This window comes from Aeromicrobium sp. NPDC092404 (assembly GCF_040684095.1).
GTDB lineage: Bacteria > Actinomycetota > Actinomycetes > Propionibacteriales > Nocardioidaceae > Aeromicrobium.
In genome coordinates this window covers 1,796,339-1,816,170 of the sequence record NZ_JBFBFI010000001.1, presented here as the reverse complement: position 1 = coordinate 1,816,170, position 19,832 = coordinate 1,796,339, and the positions used below count along the sequence as shown (strand labels likewise).

The 19,832-nt window shown below is 69.1% G+C and carries 18 protein-coding genes; 15 read left to right on the top strand and 3 right to left on the bottom strand.

Going from position 1 to position 19,832, the window contains the following annotated elements; all coding sequences use genetic code 11:
• The first annotated feature begins 71 nt into the window (after positions 1–71).
• The 5 genes from AB0N22_RS09160 to AB0N22_RS09140 all read left to right on the top strand — a co-directional run bounded on the left by AB0N22_RS09160 (position 72) and on the right by AB0N22_RS09140 (position 5,367).
• Positions 72–797 (top strand): succinate dehydrogenase cytochrome b subunit, encoded by a 726-nt coding sequence (locus tag AB0N22_RS09160; protein WP_364638481.1) that lies wholly within the window; start codon positions 72–74, stop codon positions 795–797.
• Positions 794–2,740 (top strand): fumarate reductase/succinate dehydrogenase flavoprotein subunit, encoded by a 1,947-nt coding sequence (locus AB0N22_RS09155; protein WP_364638478.1) that lies wholly within the window; start codon positions 794–796, stop codon positions 2,738–2,740. The genes AB0N22_RS09160 and AB0N22_RS09155 overlap by 4 nt, the downstream gene beginning before the upstream one ends.
• A complete protein-coding gene (locus AB0N22_RS09150; RefSeq protein ID WP_364638475.1) occupies positions 2,737–3,483 on the top strand; it encodes a succinate dehydrogenase/fumarate reductase iron-sulfur subunit in 747 nt (248 codons plus the stop codon). The genes AB0N22_RS09155 and AB0N22_RS09150 overlap by 4 nt, the downstream gene beginning before the upstream one ends.
• Before the next feature lie 107 nt (positions 3,484–3,590).
• On the top strand, positions 3,591–4,001 hold the full coding sequence (locus AB0N22_RS09145; RefSeq protein ID WP_364638472.1) for a MarR family transcriptional regulator: 411 nt from the start codon (positions 3,591–3,593) through the stop codon (positions 3,999–4,001).
• A gap of 73 nt (positions 4,002–4,074) precedes the next feature.
• Positions 4,075–5,367 carry an MFS transporter gene (locus AB0N22_RS09140; RefSeq protein ID WP_364638470.1) on the top strand — a complete coding sequence of 431 codons (1,293 nt, stop codon included), beginning with the start codon at positions 4,075–4,077 and terminating at the stop codon, positions 5,365–5,367.
• A 102-nt stretch (positions 5,368–5,469) separates the two neighbouring features.
• Here the strand turns inward: AB0N22_RS09140 and AB0N22_RS09135 are convergent, their stop codons facing one another.
• Positions 5,470–5,841 (bottom strand): hypothetical protein, encoded by a 372-nt coding sequence (locus tag AB0N22_RS09135; RefSeq protein WP_364638467.1) that lies wholly within the window; start codon positions 5,839–5,841, stop codon positions 5,470–5,472.
• 50 nt (positions 5,842–5,891) lie between these two features.
• Between AB0N22_RS09135 and AB0N22_RS09130 the strand changes: the two genes are divergently transcribed.
• From AB0N22_RS09130 to AB0N22_RS09085, 10 genes are all read left to right on the top strand, one after another.
• Complete coding sequence (locus AB0N22_RS09130; RefSeq protein ID WP_364638465.1) at positions 5,892–7,058, top strand: amidohydrolase; 1,167 nt, start codon at positions 5,892–5,894, stop codon at positions 7,056–7,058.
• 137 nt (positions 7,059–7,195) lie between these two features.
• Positions 7,196–8,251 (top strand): BMP family ABC transporter substrate-binding protein, encoded by a 1,056-nt coding sequence (locus AB0N22_RS09125; RefSeq protein WP_364638462.1) that lies wholly within the window; start codon positions 7,196–7,198, stop codon positions 8,249–8,251.
• Positions 8,252–8,342: 91 nt separating this feature from the next.
• A complete protein-coding gene (locus AB0N22_RS09120) occupies positions 8,343–9,866 on the top strand; it encodes an ABC transporter ATP-binding protein (RefSeq protein WP_364638459.1) in 1,524 nt (507 codons plus the stop codon).
• Positions 9,863–10,972 carry an ABC transporter permease gene (locus AB0N22_RS09115; protein WP_364638457.1) on the top strand — a complete coding sequence of 370 codons (1,110 nt, stop codon included), beginning with the start codon at positions 9,863–9,865 and terminating at the stop codon, positions 10,970–10,972. The genes AB0N22_RS09120 and AB0N22_RS09115 overlap by 4 nt, the downstream gene beginning before the upstream one ends.
• Positions 10,973–11,051: 79 nt before the next feature.
• Positions 11,052–12,320: an ABC transporter permease gene (locus tag AB0N22_RS09110; RefSeq protein ID WP_364638454.1), complete on the top strand. Its 1,269-nt coding sequence runs from the start codon at positions 11,052–11,054 to the stop codon at positions 12,318–12,320.
• A gap of 32 nt (positions 12,321–12,352) precedes the next feature.
• Entirely contained in the window at positions 12,353–12,739 is a 387-nt protein-coding gene (locus AB0N22_RS09105; protein ID WP_364639269.1) for a cytidine deaminase, read from the top strand.
• Positions 12,736–13,926, top strand: coding sequence for a cytochrome P450 (locus AB0N22_RS09100; RefSeq protein WP_364638451.1), 1,191 nt, complete (start codon positions 12,736–12,738; stop codon positions 13,924–13,926). The genes AB0N22_RS09105 and AB0N22_RS09100 overlap by 4 nt, the downstream gene beginning before the upstream one ends.
• Positions 13,923–15,206, top strand: a complete 1,284-nt coding sequence (locus AB0N22_RS09095) for a thymidine phosphorylase (protein WP_364638448.1) — start codon at positions 13,923–13,925, stop codon at positions 15,204–15,206. The genes AB0N22_RS09100 and AB0N22_RS09095 overlap by 4 nt, the downstream gene beginning before the upstream one ends.
• Before the next feature lie 8 nt (positions 15,207–15,214).
• Complete coding sequence (locus AB0N22_RS09090) at positions 15,215–15,670, top strand: MaoC family dehydratase (protein WP_364638445.1); 456 nt, start codon at positions 15,215–15,217, stop codon at positions 15,668–15,670.
• Positions 15,671–15,682: 12 nt separating this feature from the next.
• Complete coding sequence (locus AB0N22_RS09085; RefSeq protein WP_364638442.1) at positions 15,683–16,765, top strand: adenosine deaminase; 1,083 nt, start codon at positions 15,683–15,685, stop codon at positions 16,763–16,765.
• A gap of 39 nt (positions 16,766–16,804) precedes the next feature.
• Here AB0N22_RS09085 and AB0N22_RS09080 read toward each other — a convergent pair whose 3' ends face one another.
• Together AB0N22_RS09080 and AB0N22_RS09075 are read right to left on the bottom strand one after the other, a co-directional pair.
• Positions 16,805–17,869 (bottom strand): 2-oxoacid:ferredoxin oxidoreductase subunit beta, encoded by a 1,065-nt coding sequence (locus tag AB0N22_RS09080; RefSeq protein WP_364638439.1) that lies wholly within the window; start codon positions 17,867–17,869, stop codon positions 16,805–16,807.
• Positions 17,862–19,715 carry a 2-oxoacid:acceptor oxidoreductase subunit alpha gene (locus AB0N22_RS09075; RefSeq protein ID WP_364638436.1) on the bottom strand — a complete coding sequence of 618 codons (1,854 nt, stop codon included), beginning with the start codon at positions 19,713–19,715 and terminating at the stop codon, positions 17,862–17,864. Before AB0N22_RS09075 ends, AB0N22_RS09080 begins: the two co-directional genes overlap by 8 nt.
• Positions 19,716–19,832 lie beyond the last annotated feature (117 nt).

Sequence of the window (19,832 nt, the reverse complement as noted above, 5' to 3'; positions counted from 1 at the left end):
GCCACAGGCTATGAACCCTTACCTCACTATGCCTTTGCGGAAGCGCGCACACCGTCCTAGGCTGGCGAGTTGTGGCGACTACCCAACTGAGCAAGCGACCGTCGGCCCGTAGGTCCACCGTCGCGCAGAAGTATGCGATGGCGGTGTCGGGGCTCATCATGCTCGGCTACCTGCTGGTCCACATGTACGGCAACCTGAAGTTCTTCCAGGGCCAGGAGAAGTTCGACTCCTACCTGCACGACACCCTGCCGCACATGTTCTATCCCTACCTCCCCGAGGGCGGCGCGCTCTGGATCATCCGCGTCCTGCTCCTGGTCGCGGTCGTGGTGCACGCCCTCGCGGCGGTCACGCTGTGGCGGCGCAACAAGAAGGCGGCCGGCTACGTCGGGGGCAAGCGCTACCAGACCAAGCAGAACCGCACGGGCATCCAGCGCAGCTACGCCTCGTTCACGATGCGCTGGGGCGGGGTCACGCTGGCGCTGTTCATCATCGGCCACGTCGCCCAGATGATGCCCAACTGGCTCTCGCCCGGTGGTGCGTCCGACAGCAAGTACGAACGGACCGTCAACGGCTTCGAGATATGGTGGGTCGTCCTGCTCTACACGATCGGGCTGCTGGCGCTCGGCGCCCACCTGTGGCACGGCTTCTGGAGCGCGCTCACGACGCTCGGCCGCAACTACAGCCCCACGCGTCGCGACTCCACGTGGACCACCATCTCGATCGGGCTGGCGTCGCTGCTGACGGCCGGCTTCCTGTCCGTCCCCTTCGCCATCTTCTTCTTCGGAGCAGGATCATGACCACGAACGTCTCTGAGCAGTTCCACGCCGTCGGCGAGGAGATCCACGACACCAAGGCGCCGTCGGGCCCGATCGAGCGCCGCTGGGACGAGCGCAAGTTCAGCACCAAGCTCGTCAACCCGGCCAACCGCCGCAAGCTCAGCGTCATCGTCGTCGGCACCGGCCTCGCCGGCGCCTCGGCGGCCGCCACGCTCGGCGAGGCCGGCTACCGCGTCAAGAGCTTCTGCTACCAGGACAGCCCGCGGCGCGCCCACTCGATCGCCGCGCAGGGCGGCATCAATGCGGCCAAGAACTACCGCAACGACGGCGACAGCATCTACCGGCTGTTCTACGACACGGTCAAGGGCGGCGACTTCCGCGCCCGCGAGTCCAACGTCTACCGCCTCGCGCAGGTCTCGGTGAACATCATCGACCAGTGCGTCGCCCAGGGCGTGCCGTTCGCTCGTGAGTACGGCGGACTGCTCGACAACCGCTCGTTCGGCGGCGTGCAGGTCTCGCGCACGTTCTACGCCCGCGGCCAGACCGGCCAGCAGCTCCTGATCGGCGCCTACCAGGCCCTCGAGCGGCAGATCGCCGCCGGCACGGTCGAGATGAACACGCGCCACGAGATGCTCGAGCTCATCATGGTCGACGACCGGGCGCGGGGCATCATCGTCCGCGACATGGTGACCGGTGAGATCGAGACGCACACCGCCGACGCCGTCGTGCTGGCGACCGGTGGCTACGGCAACGTCTTCTTCCTCTCGACCAACGCGATGGGCAGCAACGTGACCGCGACGTGGCGCGCGCACCGCAAGGGCGCCTACTTCGCGAATCCCTGCTACACGCAGATCCACCCCACCTGCATCCCGGTCAGCGGCGACTACCAGTCCAAGCTGACGTTGATGTCGGAGTCGCTGCGCAACGACGGCCGCATCTGGGTGCCCAAGAAGGCCGGTGACGACCGCCCGCCCGCCGACATCCCCGAGGACGAGCGCGACTACTACCTCGAGCGCATCTACCCGGCGTTCGGCAACCTCGTGCCGCGTGACATCGCCTCGCGGGCCGCGAAGTACCAGTGCGACGCCGGCAAGGGCGTGGGTCCCGGAGGCCTGGGTGTCTACCTCGACTTCGCCGACGCCATGGCGCGCCTCGGCCGCGAGCAGGTCGAGGCCAAGTACGGCAACCTCTTCGACATGTATGCGCAGATCACCGGCGAGAACCCGTACGAGCAGCCGATGCGCATCTATCCCGCGGTGCACTACACGATGGGCGGCCTCTGGGTCGACTACGACCTGCAGAGCAACCTGACCGGCCTGTTCGTCGCCGGCGAGGCCAACTTCTCCGAGCACGGCGCCAACCGCCTCGGCGCCTCGGCGCTGATGCAGGGGCTGGCCGACGGCTACTTCGTCCTGCCGTACACGATCGCCAACTACCTGGCCGACGGCCCCTACGAGAAGATCGACGACTCGCACCCCGAGGTCGTCGCGGCCAGGACCGCGGTCGAGGAGCGGGTCGCGAAGTTCCTGTCGATCAACGGCACCCGCACCGTGGACTCGTTCCACAAGGAGCTGGGCCAGATCATGTGGGACTACTGCGGCATGGAGCGGACCGAGGAGGGCCTGATCAAGGCCATCAGCATGATCCGCGACCTCAAGGACGAGTTCTGGTCCAACGTCAAGGTCACCGGCGTCAACGAGGAGCTCAACCAGACCCTCGAGCGCGCCGGCCGCGTCGCCGACTTCTTCGAGCTCGGCGAGCTCATGTGCATCGACGCGCTCAACCGGCGCGAGTCGTGCGGCGGCCACTTCCGTGCGGAGAGCCAGACCGAGGACGGCGAGGCGCTGCGGCACGACGAGGAGTTCGCCTACGTCTCGGCGTGGGAGTTCGGCGACCAGCCGACGCTGCACAAGGAACCGCTGGAGTACGAGTACGTCGAGATGAAGTCCAGGAGCTACAAGTGAACATCACCGTCAGGGTGTGGCGTCAGAAGAACGCCGACGACAAGGGCCGGATGGTCACGTACGGCGTCGAGAACGTCAGTCAGGACATGTCGTTCCTCGAGATGCTGGACGTCCTCAACGAGCAGCTCACGCTGTCCGGCGACGACCCCATCGCGTTCGACCACGACTGTCGTGAGGGCATCTGCGGCATGTGCGGCGTCGTCATCAACGGCATCGCGCACGGCCCCGAGGTGACCACGACGTGCCAGCTGCACATGCGCAGCTTCGAGGACGGCGCCGTCATCGACGTCGAGCCGTGGCGTGCGGGCGCCTTCCCGGTCGTCAAGGACCTCGTCGTCGACCGCGGGTCGTTCGACCGCATCATCCAGGCCGGCGGCTACATCAGCGCGCCGACCGGATCGGCTCCCGACGCGCACGCCGTGCCGGTGCCCAAGGACGACGCCGACCACGCGTTCGACGCCGCCACCTGCATCGGCTGCGGCGCCTGCGTCGCGGCCTGCCCCAACGGCTCGGGCATGCTGTTCACCGCCGCCAAGATCACTCACCTCGGACTGCTCCCGCAGGGACAGCCCGAGCGCGAGTCGCGGGTCATCGGCATGGTCGAGCAGCACGACCACGAGGGCTTCGGCAGCTGCACCAACATCGGCGAGTGCACGTCGGCGTGCCCCAAGGGCATCCCGCTCGACACGATCGCGCAGCTCAACCGCGACCTGCTCGGCGCTCTGGCCCACGGCAAGGGCTAGCCGCGCCGCCTTGCGTCGTGGGAGCCGAGGCCTCGAGCCCTCGGTCCCCACGACGAATGCGTGCGCTCGAAATGTGATTAGCATAGGTAATGAGGTATGCTAATGACATGCCCACTGACTCGCACCAGCTCGCTCGGTCGGTGGCCCGGCTCAACCGTCGCCTCCGGCAGGAGCGCCAGACGGACCTGACCCCGACGCAGCTCTCCGTCCTCGGCTCGATCCTCAAGCTCGGGCCCGCGACGCCCAGCGCGATCGCCGCCCACGAGCGGGTCCAGCCGCCCTCCATCACCCGTACGATCACCTGCCTCGTCGACGAGGGCCTGGCGATCCGCGAGCCGCACCCCGACGACGGCCGCCAGGTGCTGATCTCGGTCTCCGACAAGGGCGACGCCGTGCTCGCCGAGGAGCGCGACCGCCGCGACGAGTGGCTCGCCCAACGCCTGGCCAAGCTCACGACCGCGGAGCGCAAGACACTGAGGGAGGCGACCGCACTGCTGGAACGGTTGGCTGCGAGTTGACCACCCCACAAGACCGCTCGCGCGGTTCCGGACCGAGCCGTCCCAGGGGCCCACGCTTTCGCGGGGACCCCGGATGAGCCCCACCTTCCGGGCGCTGTCGATCCGCAACTACCGGATCTACGCGATGGGCGCCTTCGTCTCCAACATCGGCACGTGGATGCAGCGCGTCGCGCAGGACTGGCTGATCCTGCAGCTGACCCAGAGCGGCACGGCGCTCGGCATCACCACCGGGCTGCAGCTGCTGCCCGCGCTGCTCTTCTCGCCGATCGCCGGCGTCGTCGCCGACCGGGTCCCCAAGCGTACGGTCCTGAGGTTCACCCAGGCGGCCATGGCGATCCCCGCAGCGCTGCTCGGTGTGCTCGCCGTCACGGACGTCGTCCAGGCTTGGCACGTCTACGTCCTGGCCTTCGTGTTCGGCATCGGCTCGGCGTTCGACGCCCCGGCCCGCCAGTCGTTCGTCGTCGAGATGGTCGGCAAGGACGACCTGGCCAACGCCGTGGGCCTCAACTCGGCGTCGTTCAACTCCGCGCGCATGATCGGCCCGGCCGTCGCCGGGCTCCTGATCGCAGCCCTCGGGTCGGGCGTGGCCGCCACGGGCTGGGTCATCCTGGCCAACGCCGTCAGCTACGTCGCGGTGTTCGTCTCGCTGCAGCTGCTCGACGGCAGCCGCCTGCGACCGGCACCGGTCACCGGCACGCGCAAGGGCGCGGTCCGGGACGGGGTGCGCTACGTGCGCTCGCGCCCCGACCTCGTACTGATCCTCTGCTGCGTGTTCTTCGTCGGGACGTTCGGCATGAACTTCCAGATGACGAGCGCGCTCATGGCGACGGAGGTGTTCGGCAAGGGCGCCGGCGAGTACGGGATCCTCGCCTCGATCATGGCGGTCGGCTCCCTGGCCGGCGCGCTCCTCGCCGCGCGCAGGGCGCGCCCCCGGCTGGCCTTCGTGGTCCTCGCGGGCGCGGCGTTCGCCGTGGTCGAGATCATCGCCGGACTGATGCCCGGCTACGTCTCGTTCGCCGCGGTCCTGCCGCTGCTCGGCCTGTGCGCCCTCACGATGATCACGTCGGCCAACGCGATGATGCAGATGACGACCAGCGCCATGATGCGCGGCCGGGTCGCGGCGCTCTACCTCATGATCTTCCTCGGCGGCACGCCGCTCGGTGCCCCGCTGGTCGGCTTGGTGGGTGAGGAGCTCGGCCCGCGGTGGATGCTGATCGGCGGCGGCGCGATGTCGTTGCTGGGCATCACGCTCGGCACGCTCTGGTACCTCCACAAGCAGGACATCCACCGTCCCGAGCTGCAGACCGTGGCCCGCGACATGCGCTGGGCGCCACGACGGCCCGTCAGGACAGCCCGTACGCCCTAGGGTGTCCGCCATGACCCGTCTCCGCGCCGGTGCCGTGGCGGAGCGTCGCTGGTTGTCGGCCACAGGCTCCTGAGCACCTCGGCGCGTGCCGCCGAGGCAGCGTCACGCTTCGGAGGCGATGGCGGCCTTGAGCTGGCTCAGCTTCTCCGCGGTGATCCGACCGTCGGCGTGCAACGCCTCGAGGTGGGCGATCCGGGCCTCCTTGGACTGCCCGGCGACGTCAGTGCTGGCATCGGAGACGAACGCTTCCTGGATCATGGACTGCAGCTGGGTGACGTCGACGACGTCCGAGGCCTTGGTGCGCTGACGCCACGCGGCCTCGACGGCGGCCACGTCGACGCCTGAGGCGGAACCGCCTCGCGCACGGACGATCGCGATGCGCAGCATGGCCCAACCCAGCGAGATGACGACGGCGAGCGTGAAGAAGCCGACCGTGAACAGCACCGGGTGGTCGAGCGCGTCCCAGATGTCCATCTTCCGACAGTAGTGCCGGGCCACGGTGAAATCAGCGATATCCTGAGCAGATGCCCTTGTCCGAAGCGCTCGCGCGATCCATCGACGTGGTCACGCCCGACCTCATCGAGGTCCGGCGCGAGCTGCACGCCTACCCCGAGCTCTCGTGGCACGAGGAGCGGACGACCGACGTGGTCGCGACGTGGATGGACAAGAGCGGCATCTCCTACGAGCGGTTCGACGGCACGGGGCTCATGGCCGAGATCGGCCCCGACGGCGGACCGATCGTGGCGCTGCGCGCCGATCTCGACGGGTTGCCGGTCGTCGACACCTCCCAGGACCCGTGGAAGTCCAGCGTCCCGGGCGTCTCGCACTCCTGCGGGCACGACGTGCACGTCGCGGCCCTCCTCGGTGCCGCCGTCGCACTGGCGCAGGCCGACGCGGCCGAGAAGCTCCCTGTGCGGGTGCGCCTGATCTTCCAGCCCGCCGAGGAGGTCATGCCCGGCGGCGCGCTCAAGCTGCTGGCCGGCGGCGCCCTGCGCGGCGTCTCACGCATCTTCGCGCTGCACTGCGACCCGTCCCTCGACGTCGGCCACGTCGGCCTGCGCGAGGGCCCGATCACCGGTGCCTCCGACCACATCCACGTGCAGCTCAGCGGTCGCGGTGGCCACACCTCACGCCCGCACCTGACCGAGGACCTCACCTACGCCCTGGGCAGCCTCCTGACGCAGCTGCCGTCGGTCCTGTCCCGGCGCTTCGACCCGCGCGCCGGCGCCAGCATGGTGTGGGGCCAGATCCACTCCGGCAACGCCGCCAACGTGATCCCGTCGACCGGCGAGCTCAGCGGCACGCTCCGCATGCTCGACGCGGCGGCGTGGCACCAGGCCGAGCACCTCGTGCGCGGCCTGATCAGCGACATCATCCAGCCGTTCGGCGTCAGTGCGGACGTCACCTACACCCGCGGCGTGCCGCCGGTCGTGAACGACTTCAGCGCCACCGAGGTCATGCGCCGGGCCGTCACCCAGGCGATCGGCCCCAGCGGCGTGGCCTCCACGGCGCAGAGCCTCGGGGGCGAGGACTTCGCCTGGTACGTCGAGGCGGTTCCCGGTGCGATGGGCCGCCTCGGCACGCGCACGCCCGACGGTCCGACGTACGACCTGCACCAGGGCAATCTGCGGGTCGACGAGCGCGCCATCGCGATCGGCGCCAAGGTGCTCGCCTGCGCCGCGATCTCCTGACTCCGGCGGACTCCGCGAGCCTGATGACAAAACGATTACGACTGCGCTGAATATCGCCGAGCACCTGCCCAAGGACCCACTGGACAACTAGGGTCTGAGGACGTGCCGGGCACCCGGCTCCGTATCGAGGAGGAATTTTGCGTCGATTGACGAAGGCCACCGCTATCGCGGGTGTGGCCGCACTGGTGCTCGCTGCAGCGGGCTGTGGCAAGGACAGCGACGGGGACAAGGGCTCGGACTCCGGCGCCAAGGGTGACTGCGTCGAGAAGACCGACACCAAGGTCGGCATGGCGTTCGACGTCGGCGGACGTGGCGACCAGTCGTTCAACGACTCGGCCGCCAAGGGCCTCGACAAGGCCGAGTGCGACCTCGGGTTCGAGGTCAAGACCGCCGAGGCGCAGGACGGCGAGGCCGAGTCGGCCCGTGAAGGCCGCCTGCAGCAGCTCGTCGACGCCGGCTACAACCCCGTCATCGCCGTCGGCTTCGCCTACTCCGCATCCGTCGGCAAGGTCGCCAAGGCCAACCCCAAGGTCAACTTCGCGATCGTCGACGACGCCGTCGAGGGCAAGAACATCGCCAACCTGCTGTTCGCCGAGGAGCAGGGCTCGTTCCTGGTCGGCGCCGCAGCGGCGCTCAAGAGCGAGGCCGACAACATCGGCTTCGTCGGTGGCGTCGAGGTGCCGCTGATCAAGAAGTTCGAGGCCGGCTTCGAGGCCGGTGCCAAGGCGGTCAACCCGGACATCAAGATCCAGGCCCGCTACCTCACGCAGCCGCCGGACTTCAGCGGCTTCGGTGACCCGGCCAAGGGCAAGACGGCGGCCGAGGGCATGTACGACGCCGGCGCCGACATCGTCTACCAGGCGGCCGGCGGATCCGGTGGTGGTGTCTTCGAGGCTGCAGCAGCTGCCAAGAAGAAGGCCATCGGCGTCGACTCCGACCAGGCCCTCACGGCCGATCCCTCGGTCAAGGACGTGATCATGACCTCGATGCTCAAGAACATCGACGTCGCGGTCTTCGCCTACCTCGAGGCCGTCTCCAAGGACAACGTCCCGACCGGCCCGACGGTCTACGACCTCAAGGTCGATGGCGTCGGCTACTCCACCACGGGTGGTCAGGTCGACGACATCAAGGAGAAGCTGGACGAGTACAAGCAGCAGATCATCGACGGAACCATCACGGTCCCGAGCGAGTAGTCACGCTGTCAGACGTGGCCCGGGCCCCCGCTGTAGCGTGGGGCCCGGGCCGCCGTCGTCCGGTCTGAAAACGGTTGAGATGAGGGGCACTGTGAACACGACCAGCACGAGCGAAGACGTGGTCGTCCGACTTCGCGACATCGGCAAGACGTTCCCGGGGGTCGTGGCCAACCACGACGTCAACATCGACATCAAGCGCGGCACGGTCCACGCGATCGTCGGGGAGAACGGCGCCGGCAAGTCGACGCTGATGAAGATCCTGTACGGAGTGCAGAAGCCCGACTCCGGGACGATCGAGGTCAACGGCACGCAGGTCGCGCTGTCGTCGCCGGCCGACGCGATCGGTGCCGGGATCGGCATGGTCTTCCAGCACTTCATGCTCGCCGACAACCTCAGCGTCCTCGAGAACGTCGTCCTCGGCGCCGAGAAGCTGCACGGCATCGGTGACGCCGCCCGCACCAAGATCATCGAGATCTCCGACGCGTACGGGCTGGACATCGAGCCCGACCGCCTCGTCGAGGACCTCGGCGTCGGTGCCCGCCAGCGGGTCGAGATCCTCAAGGTGCTCTATCGCGGCGCCTCGATCATCATCCTCGACGAGCCGACCGCAGTGCTCGTGCCGCAAGAGGTCGACGAGCTGTTCGGCAATCTGCGTGAGCTCAAGTCCGAGGGCCTCGCAGTCATCTTCATCTCCCACAAGCTCGACGAGGTCCTGTCGGTCGCCGACGAGGTCACCGTGATCCGGCGCGGCGCCACGGTCGACACCGTCCCCGCCTCCTCGGTCAGCTCCAAGCAGCTCGCCGAGATGATGGTCGGCTCCGAGCTCCCCGACCCGAGCACCGAGACGTCGACCGTGACCGACAAGGTCATCCTGGAGATCCGCGACCTCACGCTCCCCGCTCCCGGCGGCGGGCGTGACCTGCTGCAGGACGTCGACCTCGTGATCCACTCCGGCGAGATCCTCGGCATCGCCGGCGTCGAGGGCAACGGCCAGTCCGAGCTCGTCGAGGCCGTCATGGGCATGCGCCCCTGCAACGTCGGCTCGGTCTCGCTCGGCGGCCAGGACCTGGTGGGCCGATCGACGCGCGAGCGGCGCGAGGCCGGCATGGGCTACATCCCCGAGGACCGTCACCGCCACGGGCTCCTGCTCGACGCGCCGCTCTGGGAGAACCGCATCCTCGGTCACCAGACGCGCGAGCCCAACGTCAACGGCCCGCTGATCGATCGCAGCGGTGCCCGCAAGGACACGCAGCGCATCGTCGACCAGTACGACGTACGCACGCCGGGCATCGACACGCTGGCCCGCGCGCTGTCGGGCGGCAACCAGCAAAAGCTCATCGTCGGCCGTGAGATGGCCGACGACCCGATCCTCCTGATCGCCTCGCACCCGACCCGCGGCGTCGACGTCGGCGCCCAGGCGGCGATCTGGAACCACATCAAGCGCGCCCGCCGCGAAGGCCTCGCGGTGCTGCTGATCTCCGCGGACCTCGACGAGCTGATCGGTCTGTCCGACACGATCCGCGTCATCCTGCGCGGGCGGCTCGGCGAGACCTTCGACCCGGCGACGGTGACCCCGGCGATGCTCGGGTCGGCCATGACAGGAGCGGACGCATGACGAGGAATCCCAGGACCCTCAAGATCGCGCTGGCGGTCGGCGCGCCGCTGCTGGCGCTCGTCGCAGCCTTCCTCATCACGAGCCTGGTGCTGATCCTTGCCGGCGACGACGTGGGTGGCGTGTGGGGGCAGATCCTCAGCCTGCCGACCGACCGCGGCTACATCAACATCCTCAACGCCGCGACGGTCTACTACCTGTCGGCCATCGCCGTGGCGATCGGCTTCCGGATGAACCTGTTCAACATCGGCGTCGACGGCCAGTACCGCATCGCGGCCTTCACGGCCGCGGTGGTCGCCGGCGAGGGTTGGCTGCCCGGCTACTTCAACACCGCGCTCGCGATGCTCGCCGCAGTGCTGGTCGGCGCCGCCTGGGCCGGCATCGCCGGCCTGCTGCGGGTCACCCGCGGCGTCAGCGAGGTCATCTCGACCATCATGCTCAACGCGATCGCCACCGCCCTCGTGGCCTACCTGCTCCGGAAGGCGGCGGTCAAGGACACCGGGAGCAACATCACGGCGACCAAGGAGGTCCCCGAAGGCAGCCGGATCGGCGGGATCAAGCTGTTCGGTGACGTGCCGGCGACGGTTTACGGGCTGATCTTCCTCGCCGTCGCGGTGGGCTTCCTCTACTGGTTCGTGATCAACAAGACGACGTTCGGCTTCGACCTGCGGGCGACCGGCTCCTCGGAGACCGCCGCGGTCGCGAGCGGCATCAACGTCAAGCGGATGATCGTGATCTCGATGCTGCTGTCAGGAGGTGTTGCCGGCCTCGTCGGCATGCCGCTGCTGTTCGGCAACGACTACGCGTACGGCTCGACGTTCCAGTCCGGCCTCGGCTTCGCCGGCATCGCCATCGCGCTGCTCGGTCGCAACCATCCCGTCGGGATCGCGCTCGGCGCCCTGTTGTTCGCGTTCCTCGACGAGCAGTCCAACCCGTTGCAGATCTTGCTCGAGATCTCGCCTGACATCGTCAAGATCACGCAGGGCACGATCGTGCTGACGGTCGTCATCGCGTACGAGGTGGTGCGTCGCTACGGAGTCCGGCTCGAGCAGCGCCGGGTGGCGAGCGCCCTGGACGACGAGCCCGCGACGGAAGGAGTCAAGGCATGAGCGAGCGCCAGCGAGCGAATCATGAGGCAGGGATCATGCCGGCGCCTGCGTATCGTGGGCTTTTGTCGGAGGTGACGGCATGAGCGTCGTGGCGGATGCGGTGGCTCCGGCCAAGGCCGCGGCCAAGAAGCTGACGTTCGGCTGGATCATGATCTGGCTGGCGGTCGGGCTGGTGCTGTTCTCGGCCCTGCGGATCGTCACGGGTGCGGACGACCTGGACTCCTCGGGCACCTTGCGCGCGACCCTCGTCGCCGCGGTGCCGATCGGCCTGGCCGGCCTGGGCGGCCTGTGGTCCGAGCGGGCCGGCGTGGTCAACATCGGCCTCGAGGGCATGATGATCCTCGGCACGTTCGGGGCGGGCTACTTCGCGTACTTCGGCCTGTTCGGGTTCGACGGGCCGTGGGCGGGCGTGCTGGGCGCGATCGCCTTCGGTGCGATCGGCGGCTTGTTGCACGCGGTCGCCACCGTGCTCTTCGGCGTCGACCACATCGTGTCAGGCGTCGCGATCAACATCATCGCGCTGGGTGCCGTGCAGTACCTCGCGGCGCTGGCCTTCACGGGCGAGCCCGGTGGCGGGCAGACCCAGTCGCCGACGCTCAAGACCCCGCCGACGGTGACCCTGGACTTCCTGGGCGATCCGCTCCTCGACCTGGAGAAGAAGCACTGGTTCGTGGTGTCCGACCTGGCCTCGATCGCCCGCGCGCTGGTCACCAACCTGTCGTTGCTGACGCTCCTGTGCCTGCTGCTGTTCGTGCTGACGTGGTGGCTCCTGTGGCGCACGTCGTTCGGCCTCCGGCTGCGCTCCTGCGGCGAGAGCCCGGCGGCAGCCGAGTCCCTCGGCATCAACGTGATCCGCTACAAGTTCACCGCCGTCGTGATCTCCGGCGGCTTCGCCGGGCTCGCCGGCGGGTTCCTCGCCCTCGTGGCGTCCAGCACGTTCCGCGAGGGACAGACCGGTGGTCGCGGCTACATCGGCCTCGCCGCCATGATCTTCGGCAACTGGCGTCCGGGCGGACTGCTGGCCGGAGCCGGCCTGTTCGGCTACACCGACACGCTGCGCCTGCGCGGCGGCGGAGAGACGATCCACGGCCTGCTGCTCCTGGTCGGGGTCGGCATCATCTTGTTCGGCATCTGGCAGTACCGCAAGACCCGCCAGGTCTCCTCGCTGATCGGCGCCCTGCTGGGTGTCGGGGTCGCGGCCTGGTACTTCTCGACCGACTCGATCCCCGAGGACCTCACGGGCATGACGCCCTACCTCACGACGCTGCTCGTCCTCGCGTTGTTCTCGCAACGACTGCGGATGCCCGCGGCGGACGGCCAGCCCTATCGACGAGGGAGCGCCGGCTAGTGGCCCTCGGAATCTCCGGACCCGACGACCCCATCGACTGGGAGTCGCTGGCGAAGTACGCGACCGAGGTCATGGGCCGGGCCTATGCGCCCTACTCCGATTTCAAGGTCGGGGTCGCAGGGCTCGTCGACGACGGCCGGGTCGTGCTGGGCTGCAACGTGGAGAACGCCGCCTACGGCGTCGGCCTGTGCGCCGAGTGCGGCATGGTCTCGGCGCTGCACGCGACCGGCGGCGGCCGGCTGATCGCCGTCGCGTGCGTCGACGCCAACGGTGCGCCGCTCATGCCGTGCGGCCGGTGCCGCCAGCTCCTGTGGGAGAACGGCGGACCGGACATGCAGCTCATGACGCCGAGCGGGGTCAAGACCATGACCGAGGTGCTGCCCGACGCCTTCGGGGCCGACGACCTGGACCACCGTTGACCCGCTACGCGGTCCAGCTCGATCCCGGCAACCCTGACTTCCTGCGCGATCCCTACCCGGTGCTCTCGGCGCTGCGCGCCACCGGTCCCGTGCTGTGGCACGAGCCGATGGGCGTGTGGCTGGCCACGACGCACGACGCCGTCAGCCAGGTGCTGCGCAACCGCGCGTTCGGCCGCATCTGGTCGAACTGGGAACCGGCCGACCAGATGGAGCCGTTCAACGCCCTCCACCGCAACCAGATGATGGAGAACGAGCCACCTGCCCACACACGCCTCCGCAAGCTGGTGTCAAGCGCCTTCGGTCGCGGGCACGTCGAGCGCATGCGGCCGCGCATCGAGGAGCTCGCGGCGACGATGGTGGACGATCTCGGGGACCGGTTCGACGTGCTGGGGGCGTATGCCGAGCCGATGCCGGTCTTCGTCATCGCCGACCTGCTGGGCGTGCCGCGCGACGACCACGTGCTGCTTCGTGCCTGGTCGCAGGCGATCGTGCACATGTACGAGACCGACGTCGACGCTGCGACCCGGGCCAAGGCCATCGAGGCAAGCACGGCTTTCTCCGACTACGTGCGCATGGTCGTCGCCGAGCGACGGACGAACCTCGGGGACGACTTGATCAGCGACCTGATCGAGGCCCGCGACGAGGGCAGCAAGCTGACCGACGACGAGCTCGTCGCGTCGGTCGTGCTGCTGCTCAACGCCGGCCACGAGGCGTCGGTCAATGTGTTCGGCAACGGCATCCATGCCTTGCTGAGCGACCCCGTCCAGCTGTCGCGGGTGACCTCCGGCGATGTGCCCGTCGAGGTCGCCCTGGAGGAGCTGATCCGGTTCGATGCGCCACTGCAGCTGTTCGAACGTACGGCCACCGCGGACGTCGAGGTGTGCGGCGAGACCATCAAGGCAGGACAGAAGATCGCCTGCCTGATGGGCTCGGCCAACCGCGACGCCAGTGCGTTCCGGGATGCCGACACGCTCGACGTCGGCCGCGACCCCAACCCCCATGTGGGCTTCGGCATGGGCCTGCACTTCTGCCTGGGCGCGCCGCTGGCCCGGCTCGAGCTCCAGATCAGCCTGAAGACATTGCTCGACCGCTTCCCCCGCCTCACGCTGGCGGAGGAGGCGCCGCGCCGCCCGACCTGGGTGCTGCGCGGCTTCGAGCGCATCGAGGTCCAAGGAGGACCGGCATGACCGAACCGTTCGACGCCGTCGAGGTCATCGCGGCCAAGCGCGACAAGCACGAGCTCGACGACGCGCAGATCGACTGGGTCGTCGACGCCTACACCCGCGGGGTCGTGGCCGACGAGCAGATGTCGGCGCTCGCCATGGCGATCCTGCTGAACGGCATGAACCGCCGCGAGATCAGCCGGTGGACCGGCGCGATGATCGCCAGCGGCGAGCGCATGGACTTCTCGTCGCTGTCGTGGCGCACGGCCGACAAGCACTCGACGGGTGGTGTCGGCGACAAGATCACGCTGCCACTCGCACCGCTGGTCGCCGCCTGCGGCGTCGCGGTGCCGCAGCTGTCGGGCCGCGGCCTGGGGCACACCGGCGGCACGCTCGACAAGCTCGAGGCGATTCCCGGGTGGCGCGCGGCACTCACCAACGACGAGATGATGGCGCAGCTCGAGGACGTCGGCGCGGTCATCTGCGCCGCCGGACCGGGCCTGGCCCCGGCCGACAAGAAGCTGTACGCCCTGCGGGACGTGACCGGCACGGTCGAGGCGATCCCGTTGATCGCCAGCTCGATCATGAGCAAGAAGATCGCCGAGGGCACCGGCGCGCTGGTGCTCGACGTCAAGGTCGGGTCCGGAGCCTTCATGAAGACCGAGGAGCAGGCACGGGAATTGGCCGAGACCATGGTGGCTCTCGGCAACGACGCCGGCGTCACGACGGTGGCCCTGCTGACCGACATGTCCACGCCGCTCGGGCGCACGGCGGGCAACGCCGTCGAGGTCGCCGAGTCGGTGGAGGTGCTCGCCGGTGGCGGACCGGCCGACGTCGTCGAGCTGACGGTGGAGCTGGCCCGCGAGATGCTGGCGGCCGCAGGCAAGGACGACGTCGACCCGGCCGACGTCCTGGCGTCGGGCGCGGCCATGGACGTGTGGAAGCGAATGATCTCCGCGCAGGGCGGTGACCCGGACGCCGACCTCCCCACGCCCAAGGAGACGCATGTCATCACGGCCCCCGAGGCCGGCACCCTGACGCGCCTGGACGCCCTGAGCGTGGGCGTCGCGGCCTGGCGGCTGGGCGCGGGCCGGTCCAGGCCGGGTGAGCAGGTGCAGGCGGCGGCCGGCGTCGTGATGCATGCCAAACCAGGCGACGAGGTCACCGCTGGCCAGCCCTTGATGACGCTGCAGACCGACACCCCGGAGCGGTTCGAGCGTGCGGTTGCAGCGCTTGACGGGGGGTACGACATCGGCGTGGGACATCCAGACACGGTGTCCGTCGTGATCGATCGCATTCGTTAGGTTGAGACATGCGCATCTTGAACAACAGCACGGAGATCGCGGCGGCCGCCGGGCAGGAGCTCGGGGTGAGCGAGTGGGTCGCGATCACGCAGGAGCGGATCGACCTCTTCGCCGACGCGACGGGTGACCGCCAGTGGATCCATGTCGACCCCGAGCGCGCGGCCGACGGGCCGTTCGGTGCCACCGTGGCCCACGGCTACCTGACGCTGTCGATGCTGCCGTTCCTGGGCGCCCAGGTCTACGCCTTCGCCGGCGACGTCGCCCGGGTCAACTACGGCCTCAACAAGGTGCGCTTCGTCTCGCCGGTCCTCGTCGGGTCCAAGGTGCGCGACCGGGTCGAGCTCCTCGAGGTCGAGGAGCTCGAGAAGGGGCAGCGGGCGACGTTGCAGCACACCGTGGAGATCAAGGGCAACGACAAGCCGGCCTGCGTGGCGGAGACCGTCGTGCTCCTGATGGCGTCATGACACGATGACCCAGTGAGCGCCACTTCCGAACAGATCGCCAAGGCCCCCAAGGTCGCCCTGCACGAGCACCTCGACGGCGGGGTTCGTCCCGCCACGATCGTCGAGATCGCCGACGAGATCGGCCACGACCTGCCGGCCGGCGACGCCGAGTCGCTCGGCGCGTGGTTCGAGGAGGCGTCGAGCTCCGGCTCGCTCGAGCGCTATCTCGAGACGTTCATCCACACCGTCGCGGTTATGCAGCGTCCCGAGGACCTGGCCCGCGTCGCCCGCGAGGCCGTCGTCGACCTCGCCACCGACGGGTGCGTCTACGCCGAGCTGCGGTGGGCTCCCGAGCAGCACCTCTCGGCCGGCCTGTCGCTGACCGAGACCGTCGAGGCCGTGCAGGAGGGCATCGTCAAGGGCCGGGAGGAGGCCGCAGGACTGGGTCACCCGATCGTCGTGGGCCAGCTGCTGACCGCGATGCGGCACGCCAAGCGCGGCCTGGAGGTCGCCGAGGTCGCCGTCGAGTACCGCGACCGGGGCGTCGCCGGCTTCGACATCGCCGGGGCGGAGGACGGCTTCCCGCCGATCCTGCACCTCGAGGCGTTCGAGTACCTCCGCCGCGAGAACGCGCACTTCACGATCCACGCGGGCGAGGCGTTCGGGCTGCCGTCGATCTGGCAGGCGATCCAGCGGTGCGGTGCCGAGCGGCTCGGTCACGGCGTGCGCATCGTGGACGACATCGACTTCGACGCGCCGGGCGGCCCCGTGCTGGGCCGTCTCGCCGCCTACATCCGCGACCGTCGCATCCCGCTCGAGATGTGCCCGTCCTCCAACCTGCAGACCAACGCCGTGCCGGGCATGCAGTCGATCGCCGACCACCCGATCGGCAAGCTCAAAGACCTCGGTTTCCGCGTCACGGTCAATTGCGACAACCGACTCATGAGCGGCACGTCGATGAGCCGTGAGTTCCAGCTGCTGGTCGAGGCCTTCGGCTACGAGCTCGGCGACCTGCGCTGGTTCACGATCAACGCCATGAAGAGCGCGTTCCTGCCGTTCGACCAGCGGCTCGCGATCATCAACGACGTGATCAAGCCGGCGTACGCCGCCCTCTGACCCCTCACCCACCCCGCGATGCGTGACGTATCGATGGGGTCAGGCGACGGTCCAGGCGTCGGGGCCGTCGAGCAGGTCCTGCAGCGACGGTGTCTCGCCGGCGAGGGCGGCCTGCTCACGGCTGAGGTCGTCGTACGTCGGGCGCTCCACCTGGCGGAAGACGCCGATCGGTGCACGGTGGACGATGCCACTGTCGGTGATGCGGGACAGCGCGAACGCGGTCGTGGCGTCGGGTGCGTGCGCGTCGTGGACCAGCACGTCGTCGGCGTTCGCATCGTCGACCTCGACGACCTCGACACCGCCGCCGGCCGAGCGGACGACGCCGAGCCGGCCGTCGGCGCCGAACCGGATCGGCTCGCCGTGCACGAGCGGGATGATCGCGTCGTCACGCGTCTCCGGGTCCTTGATCGCGTCGAACGCGCCATCGTTGAAGATCGGGCAGTTCTGGTAGATCTCGACGAGCGAGGTGCCCCGGTGCCGCGCTGCCGCCGACAGGACCGCGGTCAGGTGCTTGCGGTCCGAGTCGATCGTGCGGGCCACGAACGTCGCCTCGGCGCCGAGGGCGAGCGACAGGGGGTTCAGCGGGGCGTCGATCGAGCCGTACGGCGTGGACTTAGTGACCTTGCCGGGCTCCGACGTGGGGGAGTACTGGCCCTTGGTGAGCCCGTAGATCCGGTTGTTGAACAGCAGGATCGTCATGTTGACGTTGCGGCGGAGCGCGTGGATCAGGTGGTTGCCGCCGATCGACAGGGCGTCGCCGTCTCCTGTCACGACCCAGACGCTGAGGTCGGACCGCGTCGTCGCGATGCCGGTCGCGATCGCCGGTGCCCGGCCGTGGATCGAGTGCATGCCATACGTGTCGAGGTAGTAGGGGAACCGGGCCGCGCACCCGATTCCGGAGATGAAGACGATGTTCTCGCGGCGCAGGCCGAGGTCGGGCATGAAGCCCTGCACGGCGGCGAGGATCGCGTAGTCACCGCAGCCAGGACACCAGCGGACCTCTTGGTCCGACGCGAACTCCTTGCGGGACTGGGGCTCGTCGGCCGTGGGCACGCCCTCGAGCCCGAGGCCCGGCATGCCGAGATCGGTCGTCATGTCACTCACCCTCCTTGATGCACAGCTCGATGAAGTGCTGGCCGAGCTCGGCGGCGCCGAACGGCATGCCGCGCACGGCGTTGTAGCCCTCGGCGTCGACGAGATACTTCGCCCGCAGCAGGCCGCGGAGCTGACCGAGGTTCATCTCCGGCACGATGACCCGGTCGTACGCCGCCAGGACCTCGCCGAGATTGGCCGGGAACGGGTTGAGGTGGCGCAGGTGGGCCTGGGCGATGCGATGCCCCGCGACGCGTGCCCTGCGGCAGCCGGCGCCGATGGGGCCGTACGTCGATCCCCAGCCGATCACCAGGATCTTGGCACGACCGTCGGGGTCGTCGACCTCGACCTCGGGGATCGTCGCCGCGATGCCGTCGACCTTCGCCTGTCGGAGGCGCACCATGTGGTCGTGGTTGGCCGGGTCGTAGGAGATGTCGCCGGTGCCGTCGGCCTTCTCGAGACCACCGATGCGGTGCTCCAGGCCGGCCACACCGGGCGGCGCCCAAGGTCGGGCGAGGGTCTCGGGGTCGCGGGCGTAGGGGAGGAAGGCCGCGTCGGGATCGGCGGTCGCGAACGCCGGGTCGATCCGGGCCAGCGAGTCGACGTCGGGCAGGCTCCACGGCTCGGAACCGTTGGCGAGGTAGCCGTCGGACAGCAGGATCACCGGCGTCCGGTAGGTCACCGCGATCCGGGCCGCCTCGACGGCCGCGTCGAAGCAGTCGGCGGGCGACTGCGCCGCGATCACCGGGACGGGGGCCTCGCCGTTGCGGCCGTTCATGGCCTGCAGCAGGTCGGACTGCTCGGTCTTGGTCGGCAGTCCGGTCGACGGACCGCCGCGCTGCACGTCGACGATGACGAGGGGGACCTCGAGCATCACCGCGAGGCCGATCGTCTCGCCCTTGAGCGCCAGACCGGGACCCGAGGTCGTCGTGACGCCGAGGGCACCGGCGAAGCTCGCCCCCAGGGCTGCGCCGACCCCGGCGATCTCGTCCTCGGCCTGGAACGTCGTCACGCCGAACGCCTTGTGCTTCGAGAGCTCGTGCAGGATGTCGGAGGCCGGGGTGATGGGGTAGGCGCCGAGGAACACCGGCAGGCCGGACAGCTGGCCGGCGGCGACGATGCCGTACGACAGCGCGGTGTTGCCGGTGATGTTGCGATAGCGGCCGGTGGGGATGACGGCGGGCTTGATGACGTACGAGACGGCAAACGACTCGGTCGTCTCGCCGAAGTTGTAGCCCGCGCGCAGCGCCGCGACGTTGGCATCGCGGATCGCGGGCGAGCCGGCGAACTTCTTGTCCAGGAAGGCCGTGCTGCCCTCGATCGGCCGGCCGAACATCCAGCTGACGAGGCCGAGGGCGAACATGTTCTTGGCGCGCGAGGCGTCCTTGCGCGAGAGCCCGAACTCCTCCACGGCGCCGACGGTCAGGCCGGTCAGGTCGATCGCGTGCAGCTGGTAGTCGCCGAGCGAGCCGTCCTCGAGGGGGTTGGTCTCGTAGCCGACGCGCTTGAGGTTGCGCGAGGTGAACTCGTGGGCGTCGACGATCGCGATGCCGCCGGCCTGCAAGTCGCCGATGTTGGCCTTGAGGGCCGCCGGGTTCATCGCGACGAGCACGTCAGGATGGTCGCCGGGCGTCAGGATGTCGTAGTCCGCGAAGTGGATCTGGAACGACGAGACGCCGGGCAGCGTCCCTGCCGGCGCGCGGATCTCGGCCGGGAAGTTCGGCAGCGTCGAGAGGTCGTTGCCGAAGTCGGCGGTCTCCTGCGTGAACCGGTCACCCGTCAGCTGCATGCCGTCGCCGGAGTCACCGGCGAATCGGATGACGACACGGGTGAGCTCTTCGGTCGACTTGGTCGTCATCGCCACCTGCCTCTGTGTGCTCTACCCCACACCGTACCCACTCACGAGGAAGGAATCGGACGTTGGGGTGCCCAAAACGAGAACGTGTTCTTGTTTTGGGCGCCTCACCCGGCCCCT